The sequence below is a fragment of the Emergencia sp. JLR.KK010 genome, assembly GCF_037018265.1.
GTDB lineage: Bacteria > Bacillota > Clostridia > Peptostreptococcales > Anaerovoracaceae > Senimuribacter > Senimuribacter intestinalis.
On sequence record NZ_CP143550.1, the window covers coordinates 1,838,953 to 1,861,887 of the forward strand.

Annotated in this window: 26 protein-coding genes and 1 pseudogene; 24 read left to right on the plus strand and 3 right to left on the minus strand. The window is 50.2% G+C overall.

What is annotated here, in order from left to right; translation table 11 throughout:
• The first annotated feature begins 48 nt into the window (after positions 1 to 48).
• The 12 genes from V1225_RS08760 to V1225_RS08815 all read left to right on the plus strand — a co-directional run bounded on the left by V1225_RS08760 (position 49) and on the right by V1225_RS08815 (position 9,506).
• Positions 49 to 822 (plus strand): septation protein SpoVG family protein, encoded by a 774-nt coding sequence (locus tag V1225_RS08760; protein WP_338546147.1) that lies wholly within the window; start codon positions 49 to 51, stop codon positions 820 to 822.
• A complete protein-coding gene (locus V1225_RS08765; protein ID WP_338546149.1) occupies positions 812 to 1,606 on the plus strand; it encodes a site-specific DNA-methyltransferase in 795 nt (264 codons plus the stop codon). The genes V1225_RS08760 and V1225_RS08765 overlap by 11 nt, the downstream gene beginning before the upstream one ends.
• Positions 1,603 to 2,172, plus strand: a complete 570-nt coding sequence (locus tag V1225_RS08770) for an MT-A70 family methyltransferase (protein ID WP_338546150.1) — start codon at positions 1,603 to 1,605, stop codon at positions 2,170 to 2,172. Before V1225_RS08765 ends, V1225_RS08770 begins: the two co-directional genes overlap by 4 nt.
• A gap of 2 nt (positions 2,173 to 2,174) precedes the next feature.
• On the plus strand, positions 2,175 to 2,549 hold the full coding sequence (locus V1225_RS08775) for a PrgI family protein (RefSeq protein WP_066535556.1): 375 nt from the start codon (positions 2,175 to 2,177) through the stop codon (positions 2,547 to 2,549).
• Positions 2,518 to 4,860: a VirB4-like conjugal transfer ATPase, CD1110 family gene (locus tag V1225_RS08780; RefSeq protein ID WP_350339721.1), complete on the plus strand. Its 2,343-nt coding sequence runs from the start codon at positions 2,518 to 2,520 to the stop codon at positions 4,858 to 4,860. Before V1225_RS08775 ends, V1225_RS08780 begins: the two co-directional genes overlap by 32 nt.
• Positions 4,841 to 6,547 (plus strand): C40 family peptidase, encoded by a 1,707-nt coding sequence (locus tag V1225_RS08785; RefSeq protein ID WP_338546152.1) that lies wholly within the window; start codon positions 4,841 to 4,843, stop codon positions 6,545 to 6,547. Before V1225_RS08780 ends, V1225_RS08785 begins: the two co-directional genes overlap by 20 nt.
• Positions 6,548 to 6,561: 14 nt before the next feature.
• Entirely contained in the window at positions 6,562 to 6,819 is a 258-nt protein-coding gene (locus V1225_RS08790; RefSeq protein WP_338546154.1) for a DUF4315 family protein, read from the plus strand.
• A complete protein-coding gene (locus V1225_RS08795; protein ID WP_338546155.1) occupies positions 6,816 to 7,478 on the plus strand; it encodes a CD1107 family mobile element protein in 663 nt (220 codons plus the stop codon). The genes V1225_RS08790 and V1225_RS08795 overlap by 4 nt, the downstream gene beginning before the upstream one ends.
• A gap of 171 nt (positions 7,479 to 7,649) precedes the next feature.
• Positions 7,650 to 8,006 carry a cysteine-rich VLP domain-containing protein gene (locus V1225_RS08800; RefSeq protein ID WP_040438453.1) on the plus strand — a complete coding sequence of 119 codons (357 nt, stop codon included), beginning with the start codon at positions 7,650 to 7,652 and terminating at the stop codon, positions 8,004 to 8,006.
• A 124-nt stretch (positions 8,007 to 8,130) separates the two neighbouring features.
• Entirely contained in the window at positions 8,131 to 8,673 is a 543-nt protein-coding gene (locus tag V1225_RS08805) for a hypothetical protein (RefSeq protein ID WP_338546157.1), read from the plus strand.
• Positions 8,674 to 8,716: 43 nt separating this feature from the next.
• Complete coding sequence (locus V1225_RS08810; RefSeq protein WP_338548170.1) at positions 8,717 to 9,025, plus strand: plasmid mobilization relaxosome protein MobC; 309 nt, start codon at positions 8,717 to 8,719, stop codon at positions 9,023 to 9,025.
• A 145-nt stretch (positions 9,026 to 9,170) separates the two neighbouring features.
• The gene (locus V1225_RS08815) at positions 9,171 to 9,506 is read left to right on the plus strand and encodes a hypothetical protein (protein WP_285828424.1); all 336 of its coding nucleotides are present in this window, start codon (positions 9,171 to 9,173) and stop codon (positions 9,504 to 9,506) included.
• A gap of 144 nt (positions 9,507 to 9,650) precedes the next feature.
• On the opposite strand, the gene V1225_RS08820 is transcribed toward V1225_RS08815, so the two are convergent.
• Complete coding sequence (locus V1225_RS08820; RefSeq protein WP_338546160.1) at positions 9,651 to 10,568, minus strand: hypothetical protein; 918 nt, start codon at positions 10,566 to 10,568, stop codon at positions 9,651 to 9,653.
• A 104-nt stretch (positions 10,569 to 10,672) separates the two neighbouring features.
• Positions 10,673 to 11,170 carry a hypothetical protein gene (locus V1225_RS08825; protein WP_285828426.1) on the minus strand — a complete coding sequence of 166 codons (498 nt, stop codon included), beginning with the start codon at positions 11,168 to 11,170 and terminating at the stop codon, positions 10,673 to 10,675.
• Between the two features lie 158 nt (positions 11,171 to 11,328).
• On the opposite strand from V1225_RS08825, the gene V1225_RS08830 reads away from it, so the two are divergent.
• Complete coding sequence (locus V1225_RS08830) at positions 11,329 to 12,675, plus strand: relaxase/mobilization nuclease domain-containing protein (protein ID WP_338546162.1); 1,347 nt, start codon at positions 11,329 to 11,331, stop codon at positions 12,673 to 12,675.
• 186 nt (positions 12,676 to 12,861) lie between these two features.
• Here the strand turns inward: V1225_RS08830 and V1225_RS08835 are convergent, their stop codons facing one another.
• Positions 12,862 to 13,224 (minus strand): helix-turn-helix transcriptional regulator, encoded by a 363-nt coding sequence (locus V1225_RS08835; protein ID WP_023348513.1) that lies wholly within the window; start codon positions 13,222 to 13,224, stop codon positions 12,862 to 12,864.
• A 179-nt stretch (positions 13,225 to 13,403) separates the two neighbouring features.
• Between V1225_RS08835 and V1225_RS08840 the strand changes: the two genes are divergently transcribed.
• From V1225_RS08840 to V1225_RS08890, 11 genes and pseudogenes are all read left to right on the plus strand, one after another.
• Positions 13,404 to 14,459: a helix-turn-helix transcriptional regulator gene (locus V1225_RS08840; protein WP_004055962.1), complete on the plus strand. Its 1,056-nt coding sequence runs from the start codon at positions 13,404 to 13,406 to the stop codon at positions 14,457 to 14,459.
• Positions 14,460 to 14,462: 3 nt separating this feature from the next.
• Positions 14,463 to 15,308 (plus strand): M23 family metallopeptidase, encoded by an 846-nt coding sequence (locus V1225_RS08845; RefSeq protein WP_004055964.1) that lies wholly within the window; start codon positions 14,463 to 14,465, stop codon positions 15,306 to 15,308.
• Positions 15,309 to 15,804: 496 nt separating this feature from the next.
• Complete coding sequence (locus V1225_RS08850) at positions 15,805 to 16,227, plus strand: sigma factor-like helix-turn-helix DNA-binding protein (RefSeq protein ID WP_103238511.1); 423 nt, start codon at positions 15,805 to 15,807, stop codon at positions 16,225 to 16,227.
• Positions 16,228 to 16,655: 428 nt separating this feature from the next.
• Positions 16,656 to 16,922 (plus strand): DUF6870 family protein, encoded by a 267-nt coding sequence (locus V1225_RS08855; protein WP_120480670.1) that lies wholly within the window; start codon positions 16,656 to 16,658, stop codon positions 16,920 to 16,922.
• A 116-nt stretch (positions 16,923 to 17,038) separates the two neighbouring features.
• Complete coding sequence (locus tag V1225_RS08860; protein ID WP_338546170.1) at positions 17,039 to 18,724, plus strand: recombinase family protein; 1,686 nt, start codon at positions 17,039 to 17,041, stop codon at positions 18,722 to 18,724.
• A 358-nt stretch (positions 18,725 to 19,082) separates the two neighbouring features.
• Positions 19,083 to 19,400 carry a hypothetical protein gene (locus tag V1225_RS08865; protein ID WP_338546172.1) on the plus strand — a complete coding sequence of 106 codons (318 nt, stop codon included), beginning with the start codon at positions 19,083 to 19,085 and terminating at the stop codon, positions 19,398 to 19,400.
• Positions 19,401 to 19,602: 202 nt separating this feature from the next.
• Positions 19,603 to 20,274, plus strand: coding sequence for a hypothetical protein (locus tag V1225_RS08870; RefSeq protein ID WP_338546174.1), 672 nt, complete (start codon positions 19,603 to 19,605; stop codon positions 20,272 to 20,274).
• 96 nt (positions 20,275 to 20,370) lie between these two features.
• Positions 20,371 to 20,856, plus strand: a complete 486-nt coding sequence (locus tag V1225_RS08875; protein WP_338546176.1) for a hypothetical protein — start codon at positions 20,371 to 20,373, stop codon at positions 20,854 to 20,856.
• Positions 20,857 to 20,998: 142 nt separating this feature from the next.
• Positions 20,999 to 21,214, plus strand: a pseudogene (locus tag V1225_RS08880) (RHS repeat-associated core domain-containing protein); the annotation flags it as partial.
• A 168-nt stretch (positions 21,215 to 21,382) separates the two neighbouring features.
• Positions 21,383 to 21,736, plus strand: a complete 354-nt coding sequence (locus V1225_RS08885) for an AHH domain-containing protein (RefSeq protein WP_338548171.1) — start codon at positions 21,383 to 21,385, stop codon at positions 21,734 to 21,736.
• A gap of 12 nt (positions 21,737 to 21,748) precedes the next feature.
• Positions 21,749 to 22,867, plus strand: coding sequence for a hypothetical protein (locus tag V1225_RS08890; protein WP_338546178.1), 1,119 nt, complete (start codon positions 21,749 to 21,751; stop codon positions 22,865 to 22,867).
• The last annotated feature ends 68 nt before the right edge of the window (positions 22,868 to 22,935 follow it).

A 22,935-nucleotide genomic window follows, 5' to 3' on the forward strand; every position in this document is an offset into this window, starting at 1 on the left:
CGGCACTTCGGGACATTTTGTCCCAAAGTCCGGGAAAGGAGGCCGGATATGCCGAGACGGTACAAGCTGGGCCCGGAGGGTGAAATGCGCCGGGCATGGGGCGGAAAGCTCCCGGAGGAATTTGACCAGCGGGATATGCTGGCGTTCATGGCTGAAACCGACCTGCAACTGCATGGGGCGGTATCAGCGGAAACCCTGTCCGCGATACACGCGGCAGGCTACGACTATATGGGCGGGGCGGTCATCCCCCGGCCCGGAAAGGAGGAAGAAGATTTGAGCAACGACGTATTACTTACCCCGGAGCAGATTGCCGCCGAGGAGCGCCGCTGGCTGTTCGAGTCTCCCATCGCGGAGCTGGCCGAGGTCAAGGGCGTTACCATTGACGAAGCGGTAAAGATGCGGACGGACGCTGTTCTGCAGGAGACTGTCATCCCCATCGAGGTGTCGGTGCGGCCCATTGAGCCCCAGGGCAAGCTGATTGGTTTTGCCAGCGTCAACTTCGGCGGCGTGGTGGTGGACGATTTCAAGGTGGTGAACGGGCAGAACGGCATTTTCTTAGGTGCGCCCTCAAAACCCGACCCCACCAGCAGGACGGGCTACCGGGCCACGGTGCGTATCAATGACCGGGCCACCCAGGAGCGGCTGAATGCGGCGGGGGTGGAGGCGTACCATTCGGCGGTTGAGAAACTTATCGCCCGGGCTGAGGCGGTACGCCCCGCGCCCATCCGGGAGCAGATGGATAAGGCGGGAAAGGAGGCCGCGCAGAAAAATGCCGCCCGCTCCGCCCCGGCAAAGGGAAAGGAGGGACGGGATGGCAGATAGCCCGGCTTTGGGACAAAATGTCCCGAACCTTAACCCGGAACCCTCCGGGCTCTACCTTATGGACGGCATCGCGGGCCTGCGCTCCCTCCCGGAGCACTCGGTAGATATGCTTCTGACCGACCCGCCCTACGGCACGACCCGCAACTATTGGGATGTGCCTTTGCCCCTCCCGGAGCTGTGGGAGGCGGTGCGCTGGGCGGTCAAGCCCTCCGGGGCGGTGCTGTTCTTCGCCCAGTGCCCCTATGACAAAATCCTCGGCGCATCCAACCTCTCCATGCTCCGCTATGAGTGGGTGTGGTATAAGAGCCGCTGTACGGGATTTCTCAACGCCCGCCGCGCCCCGCTGAAAAAGACGGAGAATATTTTAGTGTTTTACCAAAAGCTCCCCCTCTACAATCCGCAGTTTGAGCAGGGCAAGCCCTATAAGAAAATCGCGTCCCACCGCGACCAGAGCCCCAACTATGGGAAGTTCGTCCGCTCCGGCAGCGGCTCGGAGGACGGGCGGCGGTTCCCGGGGAACCTGCTTTCATTCCAGACCGTGGCCCATACCGTCCACCCCACGCAGAAGCCCGTGGAGCTGTGTGAGTATCTGATAAAGACCTACACCGCCCCCGGCGAGGTGGTGGCGGACATCTGCGCGGGCTCCGGCACGACTGCGGTGGCCGCCGTCAATACGGGCCGGGAATTTATCTGCTTTGAGACGGCCCCGGCCTTTTACGGCCCGGCCACGGAGCGCATCGAGCAGGCGCGAGCGGCTGTGGCCGCTGGCGGAAAGGGGGTGTGACTATCGGTAAGTATTCCGTGATATACGCCGACCCGCCCTGGCGGTACGCCCAAAAGGGCCTGCAAGGTGCGGCGGAGCGGCACTACCCCACAATGGGGATTGAGGAATTATGCGCGTTGCCCGTGGCGGATTTGGCGGCCCCGGACAGCGTTCTTTTTCTGTGGGCCACGTTCCCCCAGCTCCCGGAGGCCCTGCGGCTCATCAAGGCGTGGGGCTTCCAGTATAAGTCCGTGGGCTTTGTCTGGCTGAAAAAGAACAAAAAGGCGGACAGTTGGTTTTACGGGCTGGGCTTTTGGACGCGGGCCAACGCGGAGGTGTGCCTGCTGGCGACCCGTGGGCATCCCCGGCGAAAGGCCCCCAACGTCCACCAGTTCATTATCTCCCCTATCGAGGGCCACAGCAAAAAGCCGGACGAGGCCCGGGAGAAAATCGTGGCCCTTATGGGGGACGTGCCCCGGGTGGAGCTGTTCGCCCGCCAGACGGCCCCCGGCTGGGACGTGTGGGGGAATGAGGTGGAGCCCACCGAGGGACTTCGGGACATTTTGTCCCAAAGAAAGGAGGCTTGAAAATGCCCTATGTGAACGTACCTAACGACCTATCGAAAATCAAGACAAAGATTGCTTTCAACCTGACAAAACGCCAGCTTGTGTGTTTCGGCGGCGCGGCCCTTGTGGGAGTCCCCTCCTACCTGCTGGCCCGGAGCTCGTTTGGAAACACGGCGGCGCTGTTCCTGATGCTGGGCATCATGCTCCCGGCGTTTTTGCTGGCGATGTACGAAAAAGACGGCCTGCCGCTGGAAAAGGTGGTAAAGAACATCATCCGGGCCAAGTACCTGCGGCCCGGCGTGAGGCCGTACAAGACCGGGAACATCTACGCGCCCTTTACCGGGCAGGCGGGAAAGGAGGCAGTGAATGGAAAACCGAAAAAGCAAAAGAAAGAATAAGGCGGCCTTATCCGCCCAGCAGTCCATCCCCTATGTGGCGATGCACCCGGACGGCGTGTGCCAGATCCCCGGCGGGCTCTACACAAAGACCGTGGAATATGAGGACATCAATTATTCCGTGGCATCCACCGAGGATCAGTCCGCGATATTCAGCGGGTGGAGCTCATTCCTCAACTACTTCGACAGCGCGCTCCCCGTCCAGCTCTCCTTTATCAACCGCCGCTCCCACTCCACCAGCCGCTACCATGTGAACATCCCCGCCCAGGCGGACGATTTTGACAGCATCCGGGGCGAGTTCGTGGGGATGCTCAAACGCCAGATTGCCCGGAGCAACAACGGCATTGAACGCTCCAAATATATCACCTTTGGCGTACCCGCCGAGGGGATTGCCGCCGCCCGGCCCCGGCTTGACCGGGTGGAGGCGGACGTGATGGGGAACCTCCACCGGCTGGGCGTTCCCTCGTCCCCGCTGGACGGGCGGGAGCGGCTGGCCCTCCTGCATGGGCAGATGCACCCGGGGCGGCGGGAGCCGTTCCGCTTTTCGTGGGCGGATATTTCCAGAACGGGGATGGGGACAAAGGACTTCATCACCCCCAGCGGGGGCTTTGACTTCCGGGGCTCCCGGTTCTTCCGGGTGGGCGGCTTTTGGGGCGCGGCGTCCTATCTCCAGATTTTGGCGTCCGAGCTCTCTGACCGCCTTTTGCGGGAAATTTTAGAGCTGGACGCGGAGCTCACCGTCACCATGCACATCCAGACCGTTGACCAGTTAAAGGCGATAAAGACCATCAAGGGGAAAATCTCGGACATTGACAAGATGAAAGTGGAGGAGCAGAAAAAAGCCGTCCGCGCCGGGTACGACATGGACATACTTCCCCCCGACCTTATCACCTTTTCCAAGGACGCGGCGGAGCTTTTGGGGGATTTGCAGTCACGGAATGAGCGGATGTTCCTTTTGACGTTCACCGTCATCAACCTTGCCCCCACCCGCCAGCGGCTGGAAAATGACGTGTTCACCGTCTCCGGCATCGCGCAGAAATACAACTGCGCCCTAAAGCGACTGGACTGGCAGCAGGAACAGGGCTTTATGTCCTCGCTGGCCCTTGGCTACAATGACGTGCAGATACAGCGGGGTATGACAACCAGCTCCACGGCGATTTTCATTCCCTTTATGACCAGGGAGCTCCGTATGGGCGGGCAGGCCCTCTACTACGGCATGAACGCCCTTTCCCACAACGTCATCATGGCAGACCGGAAAAAGCTGAAATCCGCAAACGGGATGTACCTCGGCTCTACGGGCTCCGGCAAGAGCTTTGCCGCCAAGCGGGAATTGATAAACGTATTTTTGGCGACCCAAGACCGCATCGTTATCGTTGACCCAATGGGGGAATATTCCCCGCTGGTGCGGCGGCTGGGCGGGCAGGTCATTGAGATTGCCCCGGACAGCCCCCACCACATCAACCCGATGGATATTGAAATCGGTTTGAATGACGAGGACAGCCCCCTTTCCATGAAAGCGGATTTTCTGCTTTCCCTCTGTGAGCTGGTGGTAGGCGGTAAGGACGGCCTGCAACCTATCGAAAAGACCGTGATTGACCGCTGTGTGCGGCTGGTGTACCGGGAGCTTGCGCTGGGGCTGGAGGGCGCAAAGATGCCTTTGCTCCAGAGCTTGTACGAGGAATTACTCAAACAGCCGGAGCCGGAGGCAAAGCGTGTGGCGACTGCGCTGGAGCTCTACTGTACGGGCTCCCTCAATCTGTTCAACCATCCGACCAACGTGGACTTGAGCTCCCGGGTGGTGTGCATTGTGCTGAAAGGGCTGGGGGAGAACCTCCGCAAGATTGCGATGCACGTCACCAACGAGTTTGTCACCTCGGCGGTGAACACCAACTACCAGAACGGCTCGGCGACATGGTGCTACTTTGACGAGTTCCACATCCTGCTCCGCGACCCGCTGACCGCCAGCTACTTTGTGGCGGTGTGGAAGATGCTCCGCAAAAAGGGCTGTGTGCCCTCGGCCCTCACGCAGAACGTGAAAGACCTTTTGGCCAGCCGGGAGATTGAGAACATACTGGATAACACCGACTTTCTCGTCCTGCTCTCCCAGGCCCAGAGTGACCGGGCCATCATCGCAAAACAGCTCGGTATCAGCGAGCACCAGCTTTCCTACATCACCCACAGCAACTCCGGCGAGGGCCTGCTGTTCTATGGGAATGTGACGATACCCTTTGTTGACCGTTTCCCCAAAGGTGAGATTTATAACCTGCTCACCACCCGCCCGGAGGACATAGCCAATGAACAGAGGAACGAATAGCGCCGGGCCTGCCGGGGACAAAGGCACTTCGGGACAAAATGTCCCAAAGTCCCCCAAGGGCCCCAAAACCAAAAAATCAAAGTTCCGCATGGAAAGCGAACAAGAGAAAATCAGCAAGTCCAAGCTCCGCATGGAGCGGCGGGAGGACAAGCTGAACCGGGCCCGGAAAAAGCTGGACGGGAAAAAGCCCCCGAAACCCAGGGGCCCGGTGCGCCGGGCGCTGGGGGCCGCCGGGTGGAACGTCCACGGCTTTGTGCATGGCAAGGTCTACGAGGTGGAGCATGAGAACGTGGGAACCGAGGGGGCCCACCGCTCCGAGCTTGTGGGCGAGGCCGTTCTGCGGCAGGGGACGCGGTACGCAAAAAAGCGCATCCGGGAGCACCCGGCCCGGGCCGTCCATAAGGCGGAGGCGCAGTACATCAAGGCCCGGGCCGACTACCAGTTCCGGGTGGCTGCCCAGGAAAACCCGGAGCTTTCAAAGAATGTTGTCACCCGCTACTGGCACAAGCAAAAGCTGAAAAAGCAGTACGCCAAACAAGCGAGGCAGGCGGCGAAACAGACCGCTAAACAAGGGGCAAAGGCCGCCGAAAAGACTGCCGCCGCTACGGAAAAGCTGGCGGAGCGGGCTGTGGCTTTCGTGAAACGGCATCCCGTGGGGGCGCTTATCGCGCTGGCCTGCGTGGTGCTCGTTTTATCCCTCCAGTCCTGCGCGTCCTCCCTCGTCTCTTTGGGGAACGCCGCCGCAGGCGCGGTGGGGGCCACCACCTACCCCGCCGAGGACGGGGATATGCTGGGGGCCGAGGCCGCTTATTGTTCGCTGGAGGCGGAGCTCCAGAATTATCTCAATACCTACGAAAGCACACACGACTATGACGAGTACCATTTTGATTTAGACGCTATCGAGCACGACCCCTATGTGCTGATTTCCTTATTGAGCGCATGGCATGAGGGCGAGTGGACGCTGGCGGATGTCCAGCCTACGTTGCGGATGCTCTTTGACCGCCAGTACACGCTGACAGAGAACGTGGTAAAGGAGCGACGGTACTACATCGAAACGGATACATGGACGGACGAGGAGGGCAACACCCACACCGACAGCTACCGGGTGTATTACGATTATTATATCTGCACTGTGACGCTGGATAACTTCAACCTTTCCCATCTCCCGGTGTACATCATGGGGGAGGACAAGGTTTCCCGGTATTCCCTCTACATGGCTACGCTGGGGAACCGCCCTGACCTCTTTCCCGGCTCGTCCTATGTGGGGAAATACACCAACCCGCCAGAGGGCTACGAAGTGCCGGGGGAATATCTGGACGATGAAACATTCGCGGCGATGCTCTCCGAGGCCGAGAAATACCTCGGCTATCCCTATGTATGGGGTGGGAGCTCCCCGGCCACGTCCTTTGACTGCTCCGGCTTTGTTTCGTGGGTAGTCAATCATTCCGGCTGGAACGTGGGGCGGCTGGGGGCCCAGGGGCTCTACAACATCTGCACCAGAACCAGCTCCCCCCGCCCCGGCGATTTGGTATTTTTCAAGGGAACCTATGACACCCCGGGAGTCTCCCACTGTGGCATCTATGTGGGGGACGGGATGATGCTGCACTGTGGCGACCCTATCAGCTACGCCAACTTAAACAGCAGTTACTGGCAGGCCCACTTCTACGCCTACGGGCGTTTACCATGAAAAGGAGGTTTTCAATGGCGATAAGCAAGAGCGCAAAAATCATGGCCGAGATGGAAAAGGTCAAGGCCAAAATCAGCGACCAGCAGGCCCGGCTGAAAGAGCTGGAACAGAAACACAAGGAGGCCGAGAACGAGGAAATCGTGGACATCGTGCGGGGCATGAGCATTTCCCTTGAGGAGCTCCCGCTGGTGCTCCAGCGCATCAAGGCCGGGGACACTTTGGGACGAAATGTCCCGAAGTCCGCCGGACCGGAAAAGGAGGACGCGGAATGAAAGGAAAAAAATATCGTGTAGTGGCGGCGGCTCTGTGCGCCGCTTTTTTGCTGTGCGGCATCACCACCACGGCCTACGCCGGGGGCGGCGAGGAATGGGAGGACGGTACGGGCGGCCCGGAGTGGGAGGGGCTTGACCCCGTGGAGCCCCCGGCCACCCCGGAGCCGGAACCCGAGCCCAACCCGTTCACCCCGGACGGGCAGGGGACGATGGTGGATAACGCCACGGACGGGGACGGCAAGGAGTTCTTCACCATCATGGCGGCGGACGAGTCCGTGTTCTATCTGGTGATTGACCGCCAGCGGGAGACGGAAAATGTGTACTTCCTGAACGCCGTCACCGTGGCCGATTTGATGGCCCTTGCGGAGCCCTCCCCGGAGGCCGTACCCGAACCGCTCCCGGAGCCGGAGCCCGAACCTGCTACCGAGCCGGAGCCGGAAAAATCCGGCGGGGCGGGGACGCTCCTGCTGGTGCTGGCGGTGCTGGCCCTCGGCGGCGGGGCCGGGTGGTACTTCAAGATTTACCGCCCCAAACAGCAGGCCGCCGCTCCCGGCGAGGATTTTGAAGAGGCCGGGGAATACGGCGAGGACTATGGCGGCGGTGAGTATGACGACCTCCCCCCGTGGGATGAGGAAGAAGAAAAGGAGGACGGAGAATGAATTTCACATCGAACCCTTTGGAACGGGAAATGAAACGCCGCCCCCGGCCCCGGGCTCCCCGCCCGGAACAGCCCCGGGAGGGCTCCCGGTGCTGTGGCTGTCCCTACTGGCGCGGCATCCCCTGCGGCTCCTGCTTTCAGAGCCTTTTGAAAAAACCGGGCGGGAGGTGATATTTTGCGCGAGCTGACCCGTGAGGAAAAGGCCGCTATCCGCTCCCTTGTAGTGAAATGGTGCGCCAACTATGACCGGGAATATGGCTGTCTGCCCCTTGACTGCGAGTGCTATATGCTGGGGAAATGCTGGACGGGGGCTTATTGCCGCTACTTCCGGGAGGCGGTGCTCCCCTTAAATCCCGCATTGGAGGCCGCGCTGACTGACGGCCCGGCCCCCGGCCTGCGGCCCTGCGCCGTCTGCGGGCGGCTCTTTGCGCCGGAGGGGAAAAGGGCGTTCTGTTCGGCGGCCTGCGCCGAAAATGCGCGGCGGAAACGCCAGCGCGGCTATATGCGGAAAAGGCGGCTGGACTGTTAGCTTTTGCCGCTTGAAAACCCGCTTGTATCAAGGCTTTCCGGGCGCGGTTCATGGGGGCCCGGTATGTTTCTATGTCCGGCCCCCGTTTCCCGGCCTAAAAGCTAACATCTGAGAGGAGGTAACTTTGGAAAAAGCGCAGGAATACAAGTATTATTCTACCCAGCGGCCCGTTGACATCGGCACGTTCCCCAATGGCAAGGAAAACCCGCCCATCCGGATTGAAAACTACGAGGGCCGGATTTGGGTGGAGCATGATACCCGGCTTGCATGGGGCGAGCTGGCCTATGCCCAGCCGCTCACGGAAAAGGAGCTCTATAATTACGAGCTCAAGCCATCCCGTGATAACCCGGATATGCGGCGGCTGATGGATGCCCAGGCCCAGGTGGTGGGGAAATGGGAGGACGAGGGCCGCGTCCCTGATGGAAAGCGGCTGACATGGTTTTACCCGGATTTTGGGTGCTATGTGGTGAAAGAATTTGTTTCCCCGGAACGGCTGGCCGAGTGTGCCCGTGGGGTGGAGCTCCAGCGGGCCGCCGCTGAACGCAGGCAGGCCCGGCAGGAAAAGGCCCCGATTGCCGCCCAACTGCGGGAGGCCGGGAAACTGGCCGGGGAACGGCAGGCCCCCGCCGCGCCCAAACGGAACGCGCCCGACCGGGGCGATAGGTAACGTGGCCGGAAAAAAGCGCCGCCGCCCCGTCCATCTCCATGTGATGGTGTCCGAGGAAGAGCAGGCGCTTATCCGGGAACGCATGGCCCAGGCGGGCATCCGCAACATGGGCGCGTATATGCGGAGGATGGCCCTCTGCGGCTATGTGCTCCAAATTGACCTTGCGCCCGTCCGGGAGCTGGTGTCCCTCCAGCGGCGGTGCTCAAACAATCTCAATCAAGTGGCTATCCATGCCAACACCTACGGGGGGATTTACCCCGAGGAAATATCGGCCCTGCAACGGGACTACTCCGCTTTGTGGGGGCCTTTGTCTGATTTGCTGAAACAGCTTTCCGCGCTGGTGGAGCTGTGATTTGCTGGGGAGCGGTGCTGTGCCGCTCCCTGGCTTTTCGTACTTCGGGACATTTTGTCCCAAAGTAGAAGTAGATTATTTGACGGTAATATGTTATACTTAATTCCTACTACGGTGGTTAATGAAACTATGTAGGAGGGCACATATGAATAAAAAATTAGGAAAAGATGATATGGCGGATTCACAGGCCGCAATTAGGGGATACATAAATTTTCGAGAAAGTAACGGTTATAGGCATAAAGCGCACGTCCTTATTTCATCCAATGGGAAAGAACGTTTTAATGACATACTTTACATATCTGCGATAATTGATTCGGGTAACTCATATGTAGTAGTCGAAGGAAATAATGCGTTTGTAAGAGAATTTTATGGCAAATATTCTTTTGAATATCAGAAGTTTAGACTTATAGGCGGAACACTGTTAATACAGGCAACTGATATATGGGGAAATGCTATTGAAATTGATATAACTGGGGCGTAATAATTTTCCGAAGATTGGAAACCTATTATGGTACTGGGATATTTATGATTTGCTTGGACTTATTGAAAAACAATCGTGAAGAGAAGTCCCACATAACAAAATAGAAAGCGGAGAGGCATTATAACGACGTCTCTCCGTTTTTGTTTAAGTGTCAAGCATATCCCATTCTTCGCCTAATACCCATCTAAGTGCGGATAGCTTACCGTTTAGCATCCCCCATTCAAAATCACTGTATGGGCCAAGATTTTCTTCTCCATATTTGCGTATTACTCTTTCCGCCGACTTCAATGCTCCCGCCCATATTTGGGGGGCAACATTCTCAATACCTTGTTCAACCCTATATCGAAGTGACAGGTGACGATCAAACCAGATTTTTTCGACAAATTCCTCTGCAACGTCTGCCACTTCTTCCATAGAACGCGGAGCTATTTCATAGTCACCATTATCTAAGGTATCATCGGCAATATCGCTTTGAGGTTTGAGCGCACCAGGCTCTGATATTACTTTGTATCCTGCCAAACTGATAGCTACCTGGTCTAATGTGCTTTCAATTCTTGATAATCGCTGTTCATTATCGGCAAAAAAAGAAAGTTGTTCTTCCTTGCTCATCTCAATATCTAAGAACTCCATTCTGATACCGTAGCAAGATGGTGTATTGAGTAGCGATGCAATTCTTTCTAAATGGTATATTTGAACATCAATTTTAGGAGCAATCTCAGTTAATATCTTACGCTCAGAAAGGCGTATTTCCTGATTGGTAACAAAAGCAAGCCCATTGGCATTGTTTGCGTCTATTCCAGACAAATCATGGGTGAATTTAGACTTTATATCAGAAAATGATTGTTGACCTCTTGGAAAATAAACTGCACCAATCCACCTTTTTCCATTAAAGGACAATACCATGTCTTTTAGGCCATCTTTACCTCCGAGCGGATGAGATGGGTCAACCCCCTTAAAGCCCTCTTTTGATAGAATAATGGCTGCCAATCGTTCCGAAGGCGCTTGCCCTCTATCCCAATTAAGCAATCTATTAAATGTTTCTCGTCCCTCACCCATTCTCATTTGACATTACTCCTTTGCTAAATCTATTTTCTGATTGTAATATATCTGCTATTTACAATAATTTTTGGACTTTGGGACAGTTTGTCCCAAAGTAATGTACCGCATTATCCATTCTCCTGATTTTCAATGGCACTAATCTTTTGTTCCAGAAAAGAGAGTAGCTTTTTGAATTGAATTAACTGTGGAATTTCATGCGGCAAAAGATGTTCTTCATCAAAAGGAAGTTCAATTTTTAGGAGCATTTCTCTAATCATTTTCAACTCACCTAAATCGTAGCTTTGTTCAACTTCCCATCGGACTGGGGGAATAAGACTTTGCAGGTTCATAACATTCCCGCATCGTTTATGGCCCACTTCCTCCAGATACTTTTGAGTTGTAGGGGTGCTACTGTCCCAACTGCTTTCCATGTTACGGACTTCCATCTGCTTTTGCATCTTTTTGATTTCATTAGCAGTCTCGTTATCCTGCTCCCTAAGTCGGACTTCAAGTTCATCATTCAATTCTTTCTTTGACTTTTTGTTGGAGCGATATGTAAGATATGCCGTTATAATAGGCACCGTAATAAGCACAATGTCCTTTATAGCTTGAAAGTCGATAGTCATACTTTGGCTCCTTTCAACTGTTTATAAATGCAATAATACCACATTCAGTCCATTAAGACTACTATCATTTTGTTAGAATTTAGAAAGGGGGCGATAATATAGCCACGACCTACATCCGGCCCTACAAGCAGGCGGCGGGACTGAGCGCCGTCCAGACGATGGAGGAGCGGTTTGCCTACGGGCTCAACCCCCAAAAGCTGGGGGCCGTGTCCTCCCACCTTTGCGACCCGGCAACAGCCGCCGCCGAGTTTCTGCTGGTGAAAAGCGAATACCAGGCGGCCACCGCCCGGCCCGTGGAGCGCGGGGCGCTGTTCTTCCAAATCCGGCAGGCGTTCCCGCCCAGCGAGGTGACGGCGGAGGAGGCAAACAAGCTGGGCTTTGAAACGGCGATGCGCTGGACGAAAGGCAAATACCAGTTTTTCGTCTGCACCCATACCGACAAGGGCCACATTCACAATCACATCTATTTCAATTCCACGGCCTTTGACTGCTCCCGGAAATTCCATAATTTCCTCGGCTCCAGCTTTGCCCTCCGGCGGCTGTCTGACCGGGTATGTCTGGAGCATGATTTGTCCGTGATACAAAATCCCAAACAGCACAGCAAGGGCCGTTTCCTCCACTATGGCCAGTGGGTAGGGGAAAAACCGCCCTCCGCGCAGCAGCGGGTGCGGCTGGCAATCATCGCGGCCCTTGAAAAAAAGCCCGCCGACTTTGCCGCGTGCCTCCGGCTGATGGAAGAGTCCGGCTTTGCCGTCAAGCGCGGGCGGGGCGGCGTGGTGTCGTTCCTCGCGCCAGGGCAGAACAAGTACACCCGGCTCCGGGCATCCACCCTCGGCGCGGGCTTTGACCCCGAGGACATCCGGGCGGTTATCGCCGGGGAGCGGCCCCTCCCGAAGCTCCCCAAGGACGCGCCGCCCCCGATCCGGCAGGTGGGGCTTATCATTGACATTCAACAGCGCATGGCCGAGGGCAAGGGCCCGGCTTATGAACGCTGGGCGAAAGTCTACAACCTAAAGCAGATGGCCGCCGCCCTCCAGTTTCTGCAGGAGAACAATCTCACCGACTATGACGCGCTGGCGGCAAAGACCACGGCGGCGGTTGACCGGGCCCACGCGCTGGCCGGGGAGCTCCAGACCACCGAGGCCGCCCTCTCCAAAGTCTCCGGGCTGATGGGGGCCGTGGTGGACTATGCCAAGGCCCGGCCCGTGTTTGACGGCTACAAGGCGGCCCGGTACTCGAAAAAGTATCTGGCCGAGCACGAGGCGGAGCTTGCCACCTACCGGGCGGCCCGGGCCGCTATGAATGAATTGTTAGGCGGTGAAAAGCTCCCCAAAATGGACGCGCTGAAAAAACAGCGGCGGGAGCTGGCGGATAAGAAAAAGGCCCTCTATGCCGAGTATCGGCAAGCCCAGCGGGATATGCGGGAGGCCGTGGCGGTCAAGGCCAACATCGACCATCTGCTCGGCCTTACGAACGGGCGCACCGATAAGGAACAGACGCGATAGCGGCGGTGACGCAGCCAACCTCTTTGGGACATTTTGTCCCAAAGAGCCGGGTTTGGGGAGGCTCCCCAACAAGCATTTTTGCGGGCCCACGGCCCAGCAAAAATTTCGGAGTGTGGCCACACCCGAATTGCTTGCCATTTCGTGCGCTTCCGCTACATGGCGCAAAAAAACGAAGGTCACGCTTTCTTACGCATCCTCCGTTTCTCTGGCTTTCTTAATGCCCTCGGCTGTGGCTTCTATCACGACAAGCTCTTTTTCACTCATAGAATTTAGGAGCACATCAATGTGTTTTCTGCAAGAACTTGTCTGCGCCCCTCCGTCCGCATGAATAAACTGGTCAACTGAAATGTCAAACATAGTAATGAGTTTAACAAAAAGGTCAAAGCTGGGATATTGGCCCTTGTTCTCAATATTCATAATGGTACGGGAGTCACGGTCTACTAATTCCGCAACATAGGCTTGTGTCCAACCCTTTTCTTCTCTGGCTCTTTTGAGCGCCAGCCCGAGGCCGTGAAAGTCAAACCTTCTTTCATTTTGGTTCATTCTCATATCACCCTATATCATTCTACATTTCGTGTTAGATTATGAGAATGTAATGAAATTTGATGTAAAGTAGTATTTTATTTCGTGTTGCTTGCAAGTTAACTTTTCTGAGTTATAATTAAACAATAGCTCGATTGTCTATTGTCACGCAGGTATGATAATCTTATAAATAGATGGAGGACAATATGAAAATTAGTCAGATAATTAAAGAAAAGCGAAAGCACTTGGGGTTAACGCAAGAAAATATTGCGGAGTATTTGGGTGTTTCAATACCCGCAGTTAGTAAATGGGAGAACGGAACAACTTATCCAGACATTACACTTCTCCCCGGCTTGGCCAGATTGTTAAAGACAGATTTGAATACGCTCATGTCCTTTAATGAGGAAATGTCTGAAGTGGAGATCAAAAATGTTGTTATGAAAGTTCAATCCATCATTCAGGAAGATGGGTTTGAAGATGGTTTTCAATTCGCTTTAGATCAAGTTAGGGCATTTCCAACTTGTGAAAATTTAATTTATTCGTTGGGTGTTTTTTTACAACCCTCTTTAGGATTGCAGTCAGTGGAGCATCAAAGTAAATATCGTGAAGAACTTGCTAAACTGTATTTTAGGATACGCAATAGCGAAAATATTGAAATAAAAAAAGAAGCAATTTCTTTTTTGTTCTATCTGCATTGTGAAAAAGAAGAATATGAAAAAGCTGCCACATTACTAAATGATTATCCCGCTGATACAAAGTTAATGATGGCATATCTACATCAACAAAAAAAGGAATATGAACCTGCGTGTGTTTTATTAGAGCATCGAATGTTGGAAATCGCAGTTGAAATGCAATCCATACTAATAGCTTTAACCCAGGTTTCTTTGTCTGAAAACCGGGGAGACGATGCCGAGGAATTGGCTTGCATCCAAGAACAGTTGGCAAAGCAATTTGGCATTTTAGAATGTACCGCATATACAGCTAAACTTGAATGTGCAATAAATAAAAAAGATGCGGAGTACTGCACAAAAATACTATCTTTACTCCTTGCTTCTATGGAGGGAAAGACGGATATTTCATCGAATATTTTATACAAGCATTTGAATTTATCCGATGATAACATGGAAAATCTGCCACGGCAGCTTTTATCATCAATGATTGAGCAGTTAAAATCTGAATTACACGATGAAACATCGTTTTTGAAAGAAAATTCCGAATTTCAATCGCTCTTGCGGAGATACAGAGAATATTTGGAGAGGTAGTTTATGCTTAAATTTATTTCAAAATTACAATGGTTGTTTTGGGTTGGGTTTTTAGGCGTTTTTTTTGATAACCAGTACCTAACTCTATTCTTCTTGTTCGGATTGTGTGGCTTTGCAAATGTATTTTCTCCCATGCGTAACAACATTCAAAATTTAATGTTTCTCGGTCAAAATTTATGGATGCTTGTTGGAATACTTATTGCACATTTTAGACATGGCTTTAAGCTCCCGGATAAAAACTCATATAAACCGCAAGTACAGTATTCACTCCCGTTTGATGGTGAGTGGTATATTGCAAACGGAGGGGTTGATAAAGAAACTTCACATTCTTGGTTTCTTCCGTCCCAGCGGTATGCTTATGATTTTTTTATTATGAACAACGAAGAAACCACTTTTTCGGGAGAAAGAGAACAATTAGAAAATTACTTCTGCTTTGCAGAAAATGTTTTGGCTCCGGCAGATGGTGTTGTCATTTCTGCGGTCAGTCACTTTCCAAATACCCCTATTATCGCAGAGGGACAGGTCGATTGTACCGCATCGGATGTGCGAGGAAACCATATCATTATTCGTCACAGCAAGCATGAATATAGCATGATAGCACATCTCCTTCCAGAAAGTATCTGTGTGAAAAAAGGAGATAGTGTCAGTAGGGGGCAAGTAATTGCAAAATGCGGAAATAGCGGAAATACAAGTGAACCGCATATTCATTTTCAAATTCAATATGGAAAGAGCTTTGCAATATCAGCAGGATTACCAGTCCTCTTTGCTCATATTATTGTTGACGGAAAGAAAACACCGCAAGGATTTATTACAAATGGTCATTATGTTAAAAATGATGATTTAATCTAACCTTACATTTAAGATTAGCCGCCCAACGGAAATAAAAAAAACCGTTGTTTCGGCGGCTGAATATCCATGCGCCAAAACAAAATACAGTAGCCTTACGGCGGTTTTGAAATAGTAAATTTCAAGGCCGCCGCTTTCTTTTGAAAAAATGGAAAACGGAGGGTGTGTTAAAGTCGCCCATTTTTAAGGACACGGCGGTATCCAGGAGGTATCATTATGTCCTTTTTTATCTGCACTCAACTTAATTTGTTAAAAAAAGTTTAGCCCCTCCACCGGGTTGCTCTGGCCAGCAACACGAAATTTGTAAGTACATAAAGAACTGCGTCATTTCATGCGCCCGCACAGCACAACGCTGCGCGGGCGTTGTCGTTTTTTGTCGGCTCCACTTTGGGACAAACAGTCCCAAGGTGCGGGGCGGCTCCCCCAGGTGCCGCTCCCCGCCGCCCTCCATATCGTTTCCCGCAACCCGACCACAAAAAACGATATGGAGGTACATACCATGACGATTATCAATTTGCGCGACTTTTACTACTGGTACACCCAGGACGAATATATTGAGGTTTCCGATGATGTGGCCGAGGCGCTCCGGGCCAGTGTCCGCTCCGAGGCGGCCTATACCGAGCGGGCCCGCTACAACAAAGCGTACTATTCCTTGGACGCGGATGACGGCATCGAGTATTCCGCCTGCCTGCACGAGCTCACCCCGGACGAGGTTCTGGAGCTCAAGGAGCGGTTCTGCCGCCTGTGGAACGCGCTGAACAGCCTGCCGGAGATCCAGGGCCGCCGGGTGGACGCTCACTTTATCCTCGGCATGACCTACCGGGAGATTGCCAAAGCCGAGGGCGTGGATAAGAGCGCGGTGCGGCGCTCCGTTCTCAGCGGCATCGCACAGATGAAAAAATATTTGAGAAAAAATCCGTGATTGCCGTCTCCATTTGCTCCATTTTTCTGGTGGTATATGAGAGGAAGTTTTTTCTTCTCCACAACTGAATAGCGGGCGGCCCCGAGTGAACGCGGGGAGCCGGGCGGCGGGTGCGCTGTGACTTCTCCCACGGGAGGACGAGCGACCAACACCACCGCCGCGAGTGGGGAACCTGCCAGCCCCACGGCCACGATCCGCGAGGGACAAGCTGGCCGCTTGCCGCTTGGGGCCGCCGCACAAAACAAGGGAACGCCGGGCCGCTACTCGCTGTCTTTTGACGGGCCAAACATACGGGCCCGGCGCTCCCCATTTCAAACAAGTTCGAGACAAATTGTCCCAAGGTGAGGACAGGCTAAAGGGCGGCACTTTTCGGAGTGCTGCCTTTTAGCGTTTCCCCACCAACCAAAAACGCAAAAGGAGGTTTTGCCGTGAAACTGACCGCACAAGAGCTGGAACAAATGAAAAGCGTGGACATCGGCGCGGTGAGCGCGGATGCGCTGGCTGACGTGAGCGGTATGGCCTTTGACCGCACCCTCCCCCGGGAGGAGCGGCTGGCCCGGTTCGTAAAACGGGCCGTCAATCCCTACTGCTTTAGCGTGGGCGGCGTGGGCGTGAAAATCGAATTTGCCGAGGGCGGCCCCTCCCTGCAGGAGACGCTGACCGCCTTTCTTATCCGGCAAAAGAGTGGGCTGTAACTGCTGTTGCGGCCCGTTCCTACTTCGAGACAAAATGTCCCGAGGCATCGACATCCTTGTTGATTGCCCCGGGCAGAGGTATAATATAAGTGTAATGTGATAGGGAAGGAGGAACAATGGCACGAACAAAAAACAGAGGGTATCAGCAGACTTTGACCCCTACCTATACGGCCCGACTCTGGAAAATGGGCGGCTACATCCGGCTTTCCCGAGAGGATTTACAGAAAATCAACCGGGGGCTTGACGATAGCAACAGCGTGAAAAACCAGCGCGACATTCTCAATGATTTTCACTTCAACCATGCGGAAGAATTTGAAAGCTACACCGAGTACGTTGATGACGGCCACACGGGAACCGATACGGAGCGCGAAAGTTTCCAGCGGCTCTTGGGGGATGTAATGAGCGGGAAAATCAACTGCGTTGTGGTGAAAGACCTTTCCCGTTTCGCCCGGAATTATAGCGATGCCGGAAGTCTGATTGATAACCTTTTTGTACAGATGGGCGTCCGCTTTATCAGCTTGGCCGAGGGCGTGGACAGCTACCTAAACCCGGATAGCGTGAACAGCATTATCGTTCCGATAACAAACGTGATGAATGACCAGTATTGTTATCAGACCTCAAAGAAAATCCGGCAGGTTTTTGATTATAAGCGGCGCAACGGTCAGTACATCGGCTCTTTTGCTCCCTACGGCTACATAAAAGACCCCAAGGACAAACACCAGCTAATCGTTGACCCGGAGGCCGCTGAAATCGTCAAGAAGATTTACGAGCTGTGCCTGCAAGGTATGGCTAAACTTCAAATTGTGATGTACCTGAACGACCACGGCATACCCAGCCCCACAGCTTACCGAAAGCTAAAGGGCCTGCCCTACTCCCCGGCTATATCGGACGCTCCCATGTGGGGGAACAAGATTATAACGGATATTCTCAGAAATCCTATTTACACCGGGGATTTAGTACAAGGCCGCCGCCGGGTGAAAAGCTACAAGGTACACCAGATTGAGGCTGTGCCGGAGGATGAATGGGTACGCGTCCCCGATACCCACGAGGCCATCATCACCCACGAAACCTTTGAACGGGTACAGGAACTTCTGAAACGTGACACCCGGACGGCCCCTAAAAAGCGGGAGCTCCATTTATTCAGCGGTTTTCTGAGGTGCGCGGACTGCGGCAAGGCCGTGACCCGGAGCCAGAGCGGGAAGAATGTTTATTATTCCTGCTCCACTTACAAGAAACGCTCCCGGACAGCCTGCACCATGCACTCTATCAAACACAACCGTCTGGAGGCCGCTGTTCTGTTTGCCATCCAGTATCAAGTGAGCACTGCCGTTTCCTACTCGGAAATAGTAGCCCATATCAATGCGGCCCCGCTGAAAAAAAGTCAATCCCACCGCCTTAACGACCAGATTGCCGCAAAGGAAAAGGAATTGACGAAAATCACCCGCTACAAGCAGTCACTGTATCAAGACTGGAAAGACGGGGAAATCACCCAGCAGGAATACCGGGAAATGAAAGCCGATTATGAACGGCAGGCCGCCGGGCTCTCGGATTTGCTGGCCCGGCTGACGGCTGAACGGAAAGAGCTCTCAAACGGCGTTGACCAGCAGCATCCCGCGCTGGTAGCTTTTGCAAAATATCAGAACATCGAAAAGCTGACCCGCGAAATCCTGATTGAACTGGTAGACCATATCAAGGTTTACGAAAACGGCAATATCAGTGTTCACTTTAAGTTTGCGGACGAGTTCCGCCGGATTGCCGAGTATATTGAAATCAACACCACTGACACCGCCGAGGCGGGCTGACCCCCGCCAAAGCATAAAATCCTTTTGACAGTGTGTTTTCCTAATAAAACGCAATCTTATCAGATAAGGACATACCGACTGCTTACTATTCAGATAAAACCGGAAAAGAAACTAGATTATCAAGCAATTTCGCAATATTTGTCGGGATTGAGGAAGATACAGTTTATTGCTATGACAGCGACCAGGAAGGCAAAGGTGTTCTAAGAGTATTTCAGATTAGTGACGAAGTAACACTGTGTAGAGAAATAGCTGTAGACGAGGAAAAGTATGGCTACATCTGTCAGATAGGAAAAAGAATAAAACAGTATTCTTGCTGTTTGAAAATGGCACAGTATTGGCACTTGAAGAAGATAATCAAATGAATATAGTAAATCAGGAAGTAGAATTAAGTTCTATTTTTTGCCGTAACGGTCTGCTTATTGGTGGAAGTAATAATGCAATTTATTATCTGAATAAAAATAAAGATTCAACCAGAATTGTGGATTTTAACGATAGCATTTATATGAAAGAACTGCTAAAATATTATGAAACAGAAACTATTATAAACTACTGTGATAATTATATTGTAGTTCAAGGACTATTGCAGCATAACACAATTAGAAAAAGTGTGATTGCAGTATTTGATTATGAAGGGAATTTAATTCGGGAAGAAAAGAACAATAAATTGAATCTATAATCATTATTGCAAACATCGGGTGCTATAAAATTGAATGATTATCATTAAAGAATATGAAAGCAATTGTAGAGAGACATAGGAGCGTGATGTAATTGTTATATGTAGATTTGCAATCTTTTGATCATACCAGCATATTGCAATATTTTTTCCAAAACACAGAATATATCTCTTTTCATTTGCCGAAGTTTCTCTGTCGCTATGTTTGGAAGAAAATTCAATATATAGGGTTGCGAGAGCAGCAGCGGCAGCAGTAGGCGTATTCATAGTTAGTCCAACAGGTGTTGAGTTAGTCATAACCGCTTTAGTTTGCGTAACTCTTTACCAAGGTGTGAAGTATTACAAAGTTAAGGCAAAGAAGTCCAGTAAAAGCAAGGCGAAAGTCACAAAACCATCACAGCAAACAAAAGGGAAAAGTGCAAACAAAAAGGTAGAAGCTGGTGAAGAAAATTTTTTTCAAAGGGCGCTGGACAGAGATATTCCTGTGGAAACTTATTTTCATGGAGAAAGAGAAATTTTAAATATTATTCATAAACTTTATGAGAATAACAAAAAAAGTGACATTGTAGGATATATTGGATCACATGGAGATTTGATTACTGATACATATGCAAAAATGACATGGAGACTTAAGACAAGATGCATTTTAAACCTGCTTTGCTGGAAATGTTTGCATATAGAATCTTTTGGATTATTGAAAAATATGACATTAGTAGGATGTAGAGAGATGGGATCGACCTATTTATATTTTGCTGCAGAAGATATTTTTGTCTGTGTTAATGCATTGCGATGTATTATTTTCAGTGAAACTGAGGAGCAGGAGCTTTCTTATATTAGTGAAATAGAGTGTGAACATGAGATACAATCATTCCATTAATTATGCTATAATCGTCATGAAAAGAATAACTATAGAAAAAGACCTGGAACTGAATATAATCAAATTAAGAAATGGGGACAGAAGGGTAAAGTAAGTATGGAATATTATGGATTGAGAGTAATCTACAAAAAAGGAATGTACTACTGCATTTGGACTACGGATAAAAATGGAGACAAATTCCTAATTCATGATGAAAGAGTTTTATCTTTTAAAGATAAAAGTGCATTGAATTTACACTGTATTAAGCAGGGTATTTATCTGGAGGAGAGTGAATTTGACATACTCGATATTCCATCAATAATAGAAATGAAAACGATGTACAATAATAAAGATAAAATATCTTTTTGCAAGATGTTTTTGAATTTATGGAATTTGGCTATAGATATTAATAATTCATTTAAATGTAGCAATCCTTATTTAAATGGTTGTCATGATTTATATGACAAAGTTTTTTGGGGAAATAATTTAGACGTTTTTACATATGGAAAAGTGATATACGTTCCTCACTTTAGCAAAAAGGATTGTCGCCAGATTAAATGGATTTTAAATGAAATCTATGCTACATTCGAGAGAAGACTGTAGTTTTAATTATAGTAAACAAATAGATAAAGCTATACTATTTGTTTTGATGTGTACAACTAAAGCGAAAGAAGTTAATCAAAATTAAACTTCTTTCGCTTAATGTAGCGGAAACTGTGCAAACTCTTATGAATACAGTGGTTTTGGCGAGACGACTGTCCACGGGGATTTGTATAACGAGATCTGCTATACCGGAGGGATTTATGATGCGAGCACGGGGCTTTATTATCTGAATGCCAGGTATTATGACCCGGCGGATAAAAGGTTTTTGACGGAGGATACGTACAGGGGTAGTGAGAATGACCCGAATACCTTGCATTTGTATGCGTACTGTGCGAATAACCCGGTGAATTATGTCGATCCGAGTGGGCATTTTGGAATATTCTTTATCCCGTGGATTGCAAAAGGAGCGGCAATTGTAATAGGTGGCATTACTCTAACCTATCTTACAACTACAAAAGAGTTTCAGGAGGCGTGGGGAAGAGCTATTAGAGGTATTGAGAATACTTTAAGCGGAGCCTCCGAGTATGTGAAGTCAAAGGCGAAGTCTCTATCAAAAGCAATTGGGAAAAGCTTTTCTAAAGCAAAGAGAAAATATGATACTAAGGAATGGCATCATATCGTTGCTCAAAGTCATCCAAAAGCAAAGCCTGCGCGTAAAATAATAAAGAAAGTTGGGATACGTCTGGATAACTGGATTAACCTTATTTATATAAAAAAAGGTCTCCATAAGCGCTTACATCGAAATGACTATTTTAGCATAGTGAATTCTATGATGCAAACTGCTTATCAGAAGAAAGGTAACAAAAGAAAAAATGTTGAAAAGGCATATGGTTACCTAAGAAATTTCATTGGGCAATTAGAACAAATCTCGCCATTTTAAGGAATCTGGACTATGAAGAATTTGAAGATAAGAAAATATTTAGATCTGGCAGAACAAATAATCTGCCAGGTCTGTACACAAAACAATTTAAACAGCGTGAAAAATGCAATTAAACATAAAAATGATTTCCAAATGCAGTGTTCGAGAGGAGGGCTTTTAGTTACAAGAGGATATTACTGCCCAAGTTTAGTCGAGGAAATCTTAATCACAAATGCGCGGCGTGGGAAATTATTAGCTAGCGATACGAAAAAGAGACCGGACTATTATTATTATTTCGATAATGACAAGCTAGTACTGATACAAAAAAATCTCGATAACGAAACTTTCAGATATGAATGGGTTAACCGAGTCGAAGACACTGAAATTTCTTTATATATGGAAGAGAACGAGGTGCGCAGGATAATAATATCAACGTATGATGGAAATCGGATAATTGAAAATATTTTTTTAACAATCTTTTTTTCTAATTGTTTTGACATGGTGCTAGAGACATATAGCTACAAAGAAAATAAACTCGTTTCAGTTATTCGCAAAGATGTCTCGATTTTTAATGATACTGGTCGAGAGGAAATCCATTACTTGGACTTTATTTATAATAGCGATAGATTGAAGTGTTTTGTTAATGGCAAAACTGAATTGCATATTCCTCCGATAGTAGAGGGTTTAATTACGGGAAAACAGAAAACTGTGAAGAAACCGTTATGTAAAACAGATATTTCCAAAGCCTTGAAAAACGCAGTAACTTCATGGAAAAATGAAAATATTTACGCAATCTCGGTATTTATAAATCATAGCGGAGATGAAGTGACGGATTTTGCTATCAGTTTTAATACAGAAGAACATCAAGTTGGTGAGGAAAGATGGAACTATGCCTTTTGGAATCAGGAAGAAAAAGATTTGATGTATCTTTTGGAAGAAAGAGAGACTGACTGGAAGAAACTTCTGGAACTAACTTCATCTGCAGTACGAAAATTACAAGAAGATGGATTTTTTAAAAAGGTCTTTGGCAAGGATATTGCGGTTATTATCCACGGATATGAATATGAGGACATAGAATTGGAAGCAACCAGAAACGCAAATCCCAATGGACAGGCAGAAGAGTTTTTTGATGCATTGAAGAATTACCGTTGAAGAAAGAAAAAGATAGAACAACTCTTAATAAATCTTAATTTTTTCAACACAATAGCGATAACTTTTTT

Coding starts and splice junctions, on each gene's coding strand:
- V1225_RS08825 (WP_285828426.1), bottom strand. CDS start 11,170: ATGACTATCGACTTTCAAGCTATAAAGGACATTGTGCTTATTACGGTG.
- V1225_RS08890 (WP_338546178.1), top strand. CDS start 21,749: ATGAAGAATTTGAAGATAAGAAAATATTTAGATCTGGCAGAACAAATA.
- V1225_RS08785 (WP_338546152.1), top strand. CDS start 4,841: ATGAACAGAGGAACGAATAGCGCCGGGCCTGCCGGGGACAAAGGCACT.
- V1225_RS08840 (WP_004055962.1), top strand. CDS start 13,404: ATGAAAATTAGTCAGATAATTAAAGAAAAGCGAAAGCACTTGGGGTTA.
- V1225_RS08760 (WP_338546147.1), top strand. CDS start 49: ATGCCGAGACGGTACAAGCTGGGCCCGGAGGGTGAAATGCGCCGGGCA.
- V1225_RS08830 (WP_338546162.1), top strand. CDS start 11,329: ATGGAGGAGCGGTTTGCCTACGGGCTCAACCCCCAAAAGCTGGGGGCC.
- V1225_RS08860 (WP_338546170.1), top strand. CDS start 17,039: ATGGCACGAACAAAAAACAGAGGGTATCAGCAGACTTTGACCCCTACC.
- V1225_RS08810 (WP_338548170.1), top strand. CDS start 8,717: ATGGTGTCCGAGGAAGAGCAGGCGCTTATCCGGGAACGCATGGCCCAG.
- V1225_RS08865 (WP_338546172.1), top strand. CDS start 19,083: ATGAATATAGTAAATCAGGAAGTAGAATTAAGTTCTATTTTTTGCCGT.
- V1225_RS08780 (WP_350339721.1), top strand. CDS start 2,518: ATGGAAAACCGAAAAAGCAAAAGAAAGAATAAGGCGGCCTTATCCGCC.
- V1225_RS08820 (WP_338546160.1), bottom strand. CDS start 10,568: ATGAGAATGGGTGAGGGACGAGAAACATTTAATAGATTGCTTAATTGG.
- V1225_RS08835 (WP_023348513.1), bottom strand. CDS start 13,224: ATGAGAATGAACCAAAATGAAAGAAGGTTTGACTTTCACGGCCTCGGG.
- V1225_RS08795 (WP_338546155.1), top strand. CDS start 6,816: ATGAAAGGAAAAAAATATCGTGTAGTGGCGGCGGCTCTGTGCGCCGCT.
- V1225_RS08845 (WP_004055964.1), top strand. CDS start 14,463: ATGCTTAAATTTATTTCAAAATTACAATGGTTGTTTTGGGTTGGGTTT.
- V1225_RS08815 (WP_285828424.1), top strand. CDS start 9,171: ATGAATAAAAAATTAGGAAAAGATGATATGGCGGATTCACAGGCCGCA.
- V1225_RS08875 (WP_338546176.1), top strand. CDS start 20,371: ATGGAATATTATGGATTGAGAGTAATCTACAAAAAAGGAATGTACTAC.
- V1225_RS08790 (WP_338546154.1), top strand. CDS start 6,562: ATGGCGATAAGCAAGAGCGCAAAAATCATGGCCGAGATGGAAAAGGTC.
- V1225_RS08775 (WP_066535556.1), top strand. CDS start 2,175: ATGCCCTATGTGAACGTACCTAACGACCTATCGAAAATCAAGACAAAG.
- V1225_RS08765 (WP_338546149.1), top strand. CDS start 812: ATGGCAGATAGCCCGGCTTTGGGACAAAATGTCCCGAACCTTAACCCG.
- V1225_RS08850 (WP_103238511.1), top strand. CDS start 15,805: ATGACGATTATCAATTTGCGCGACTTTTACTACTGGTACACCCAGGAC.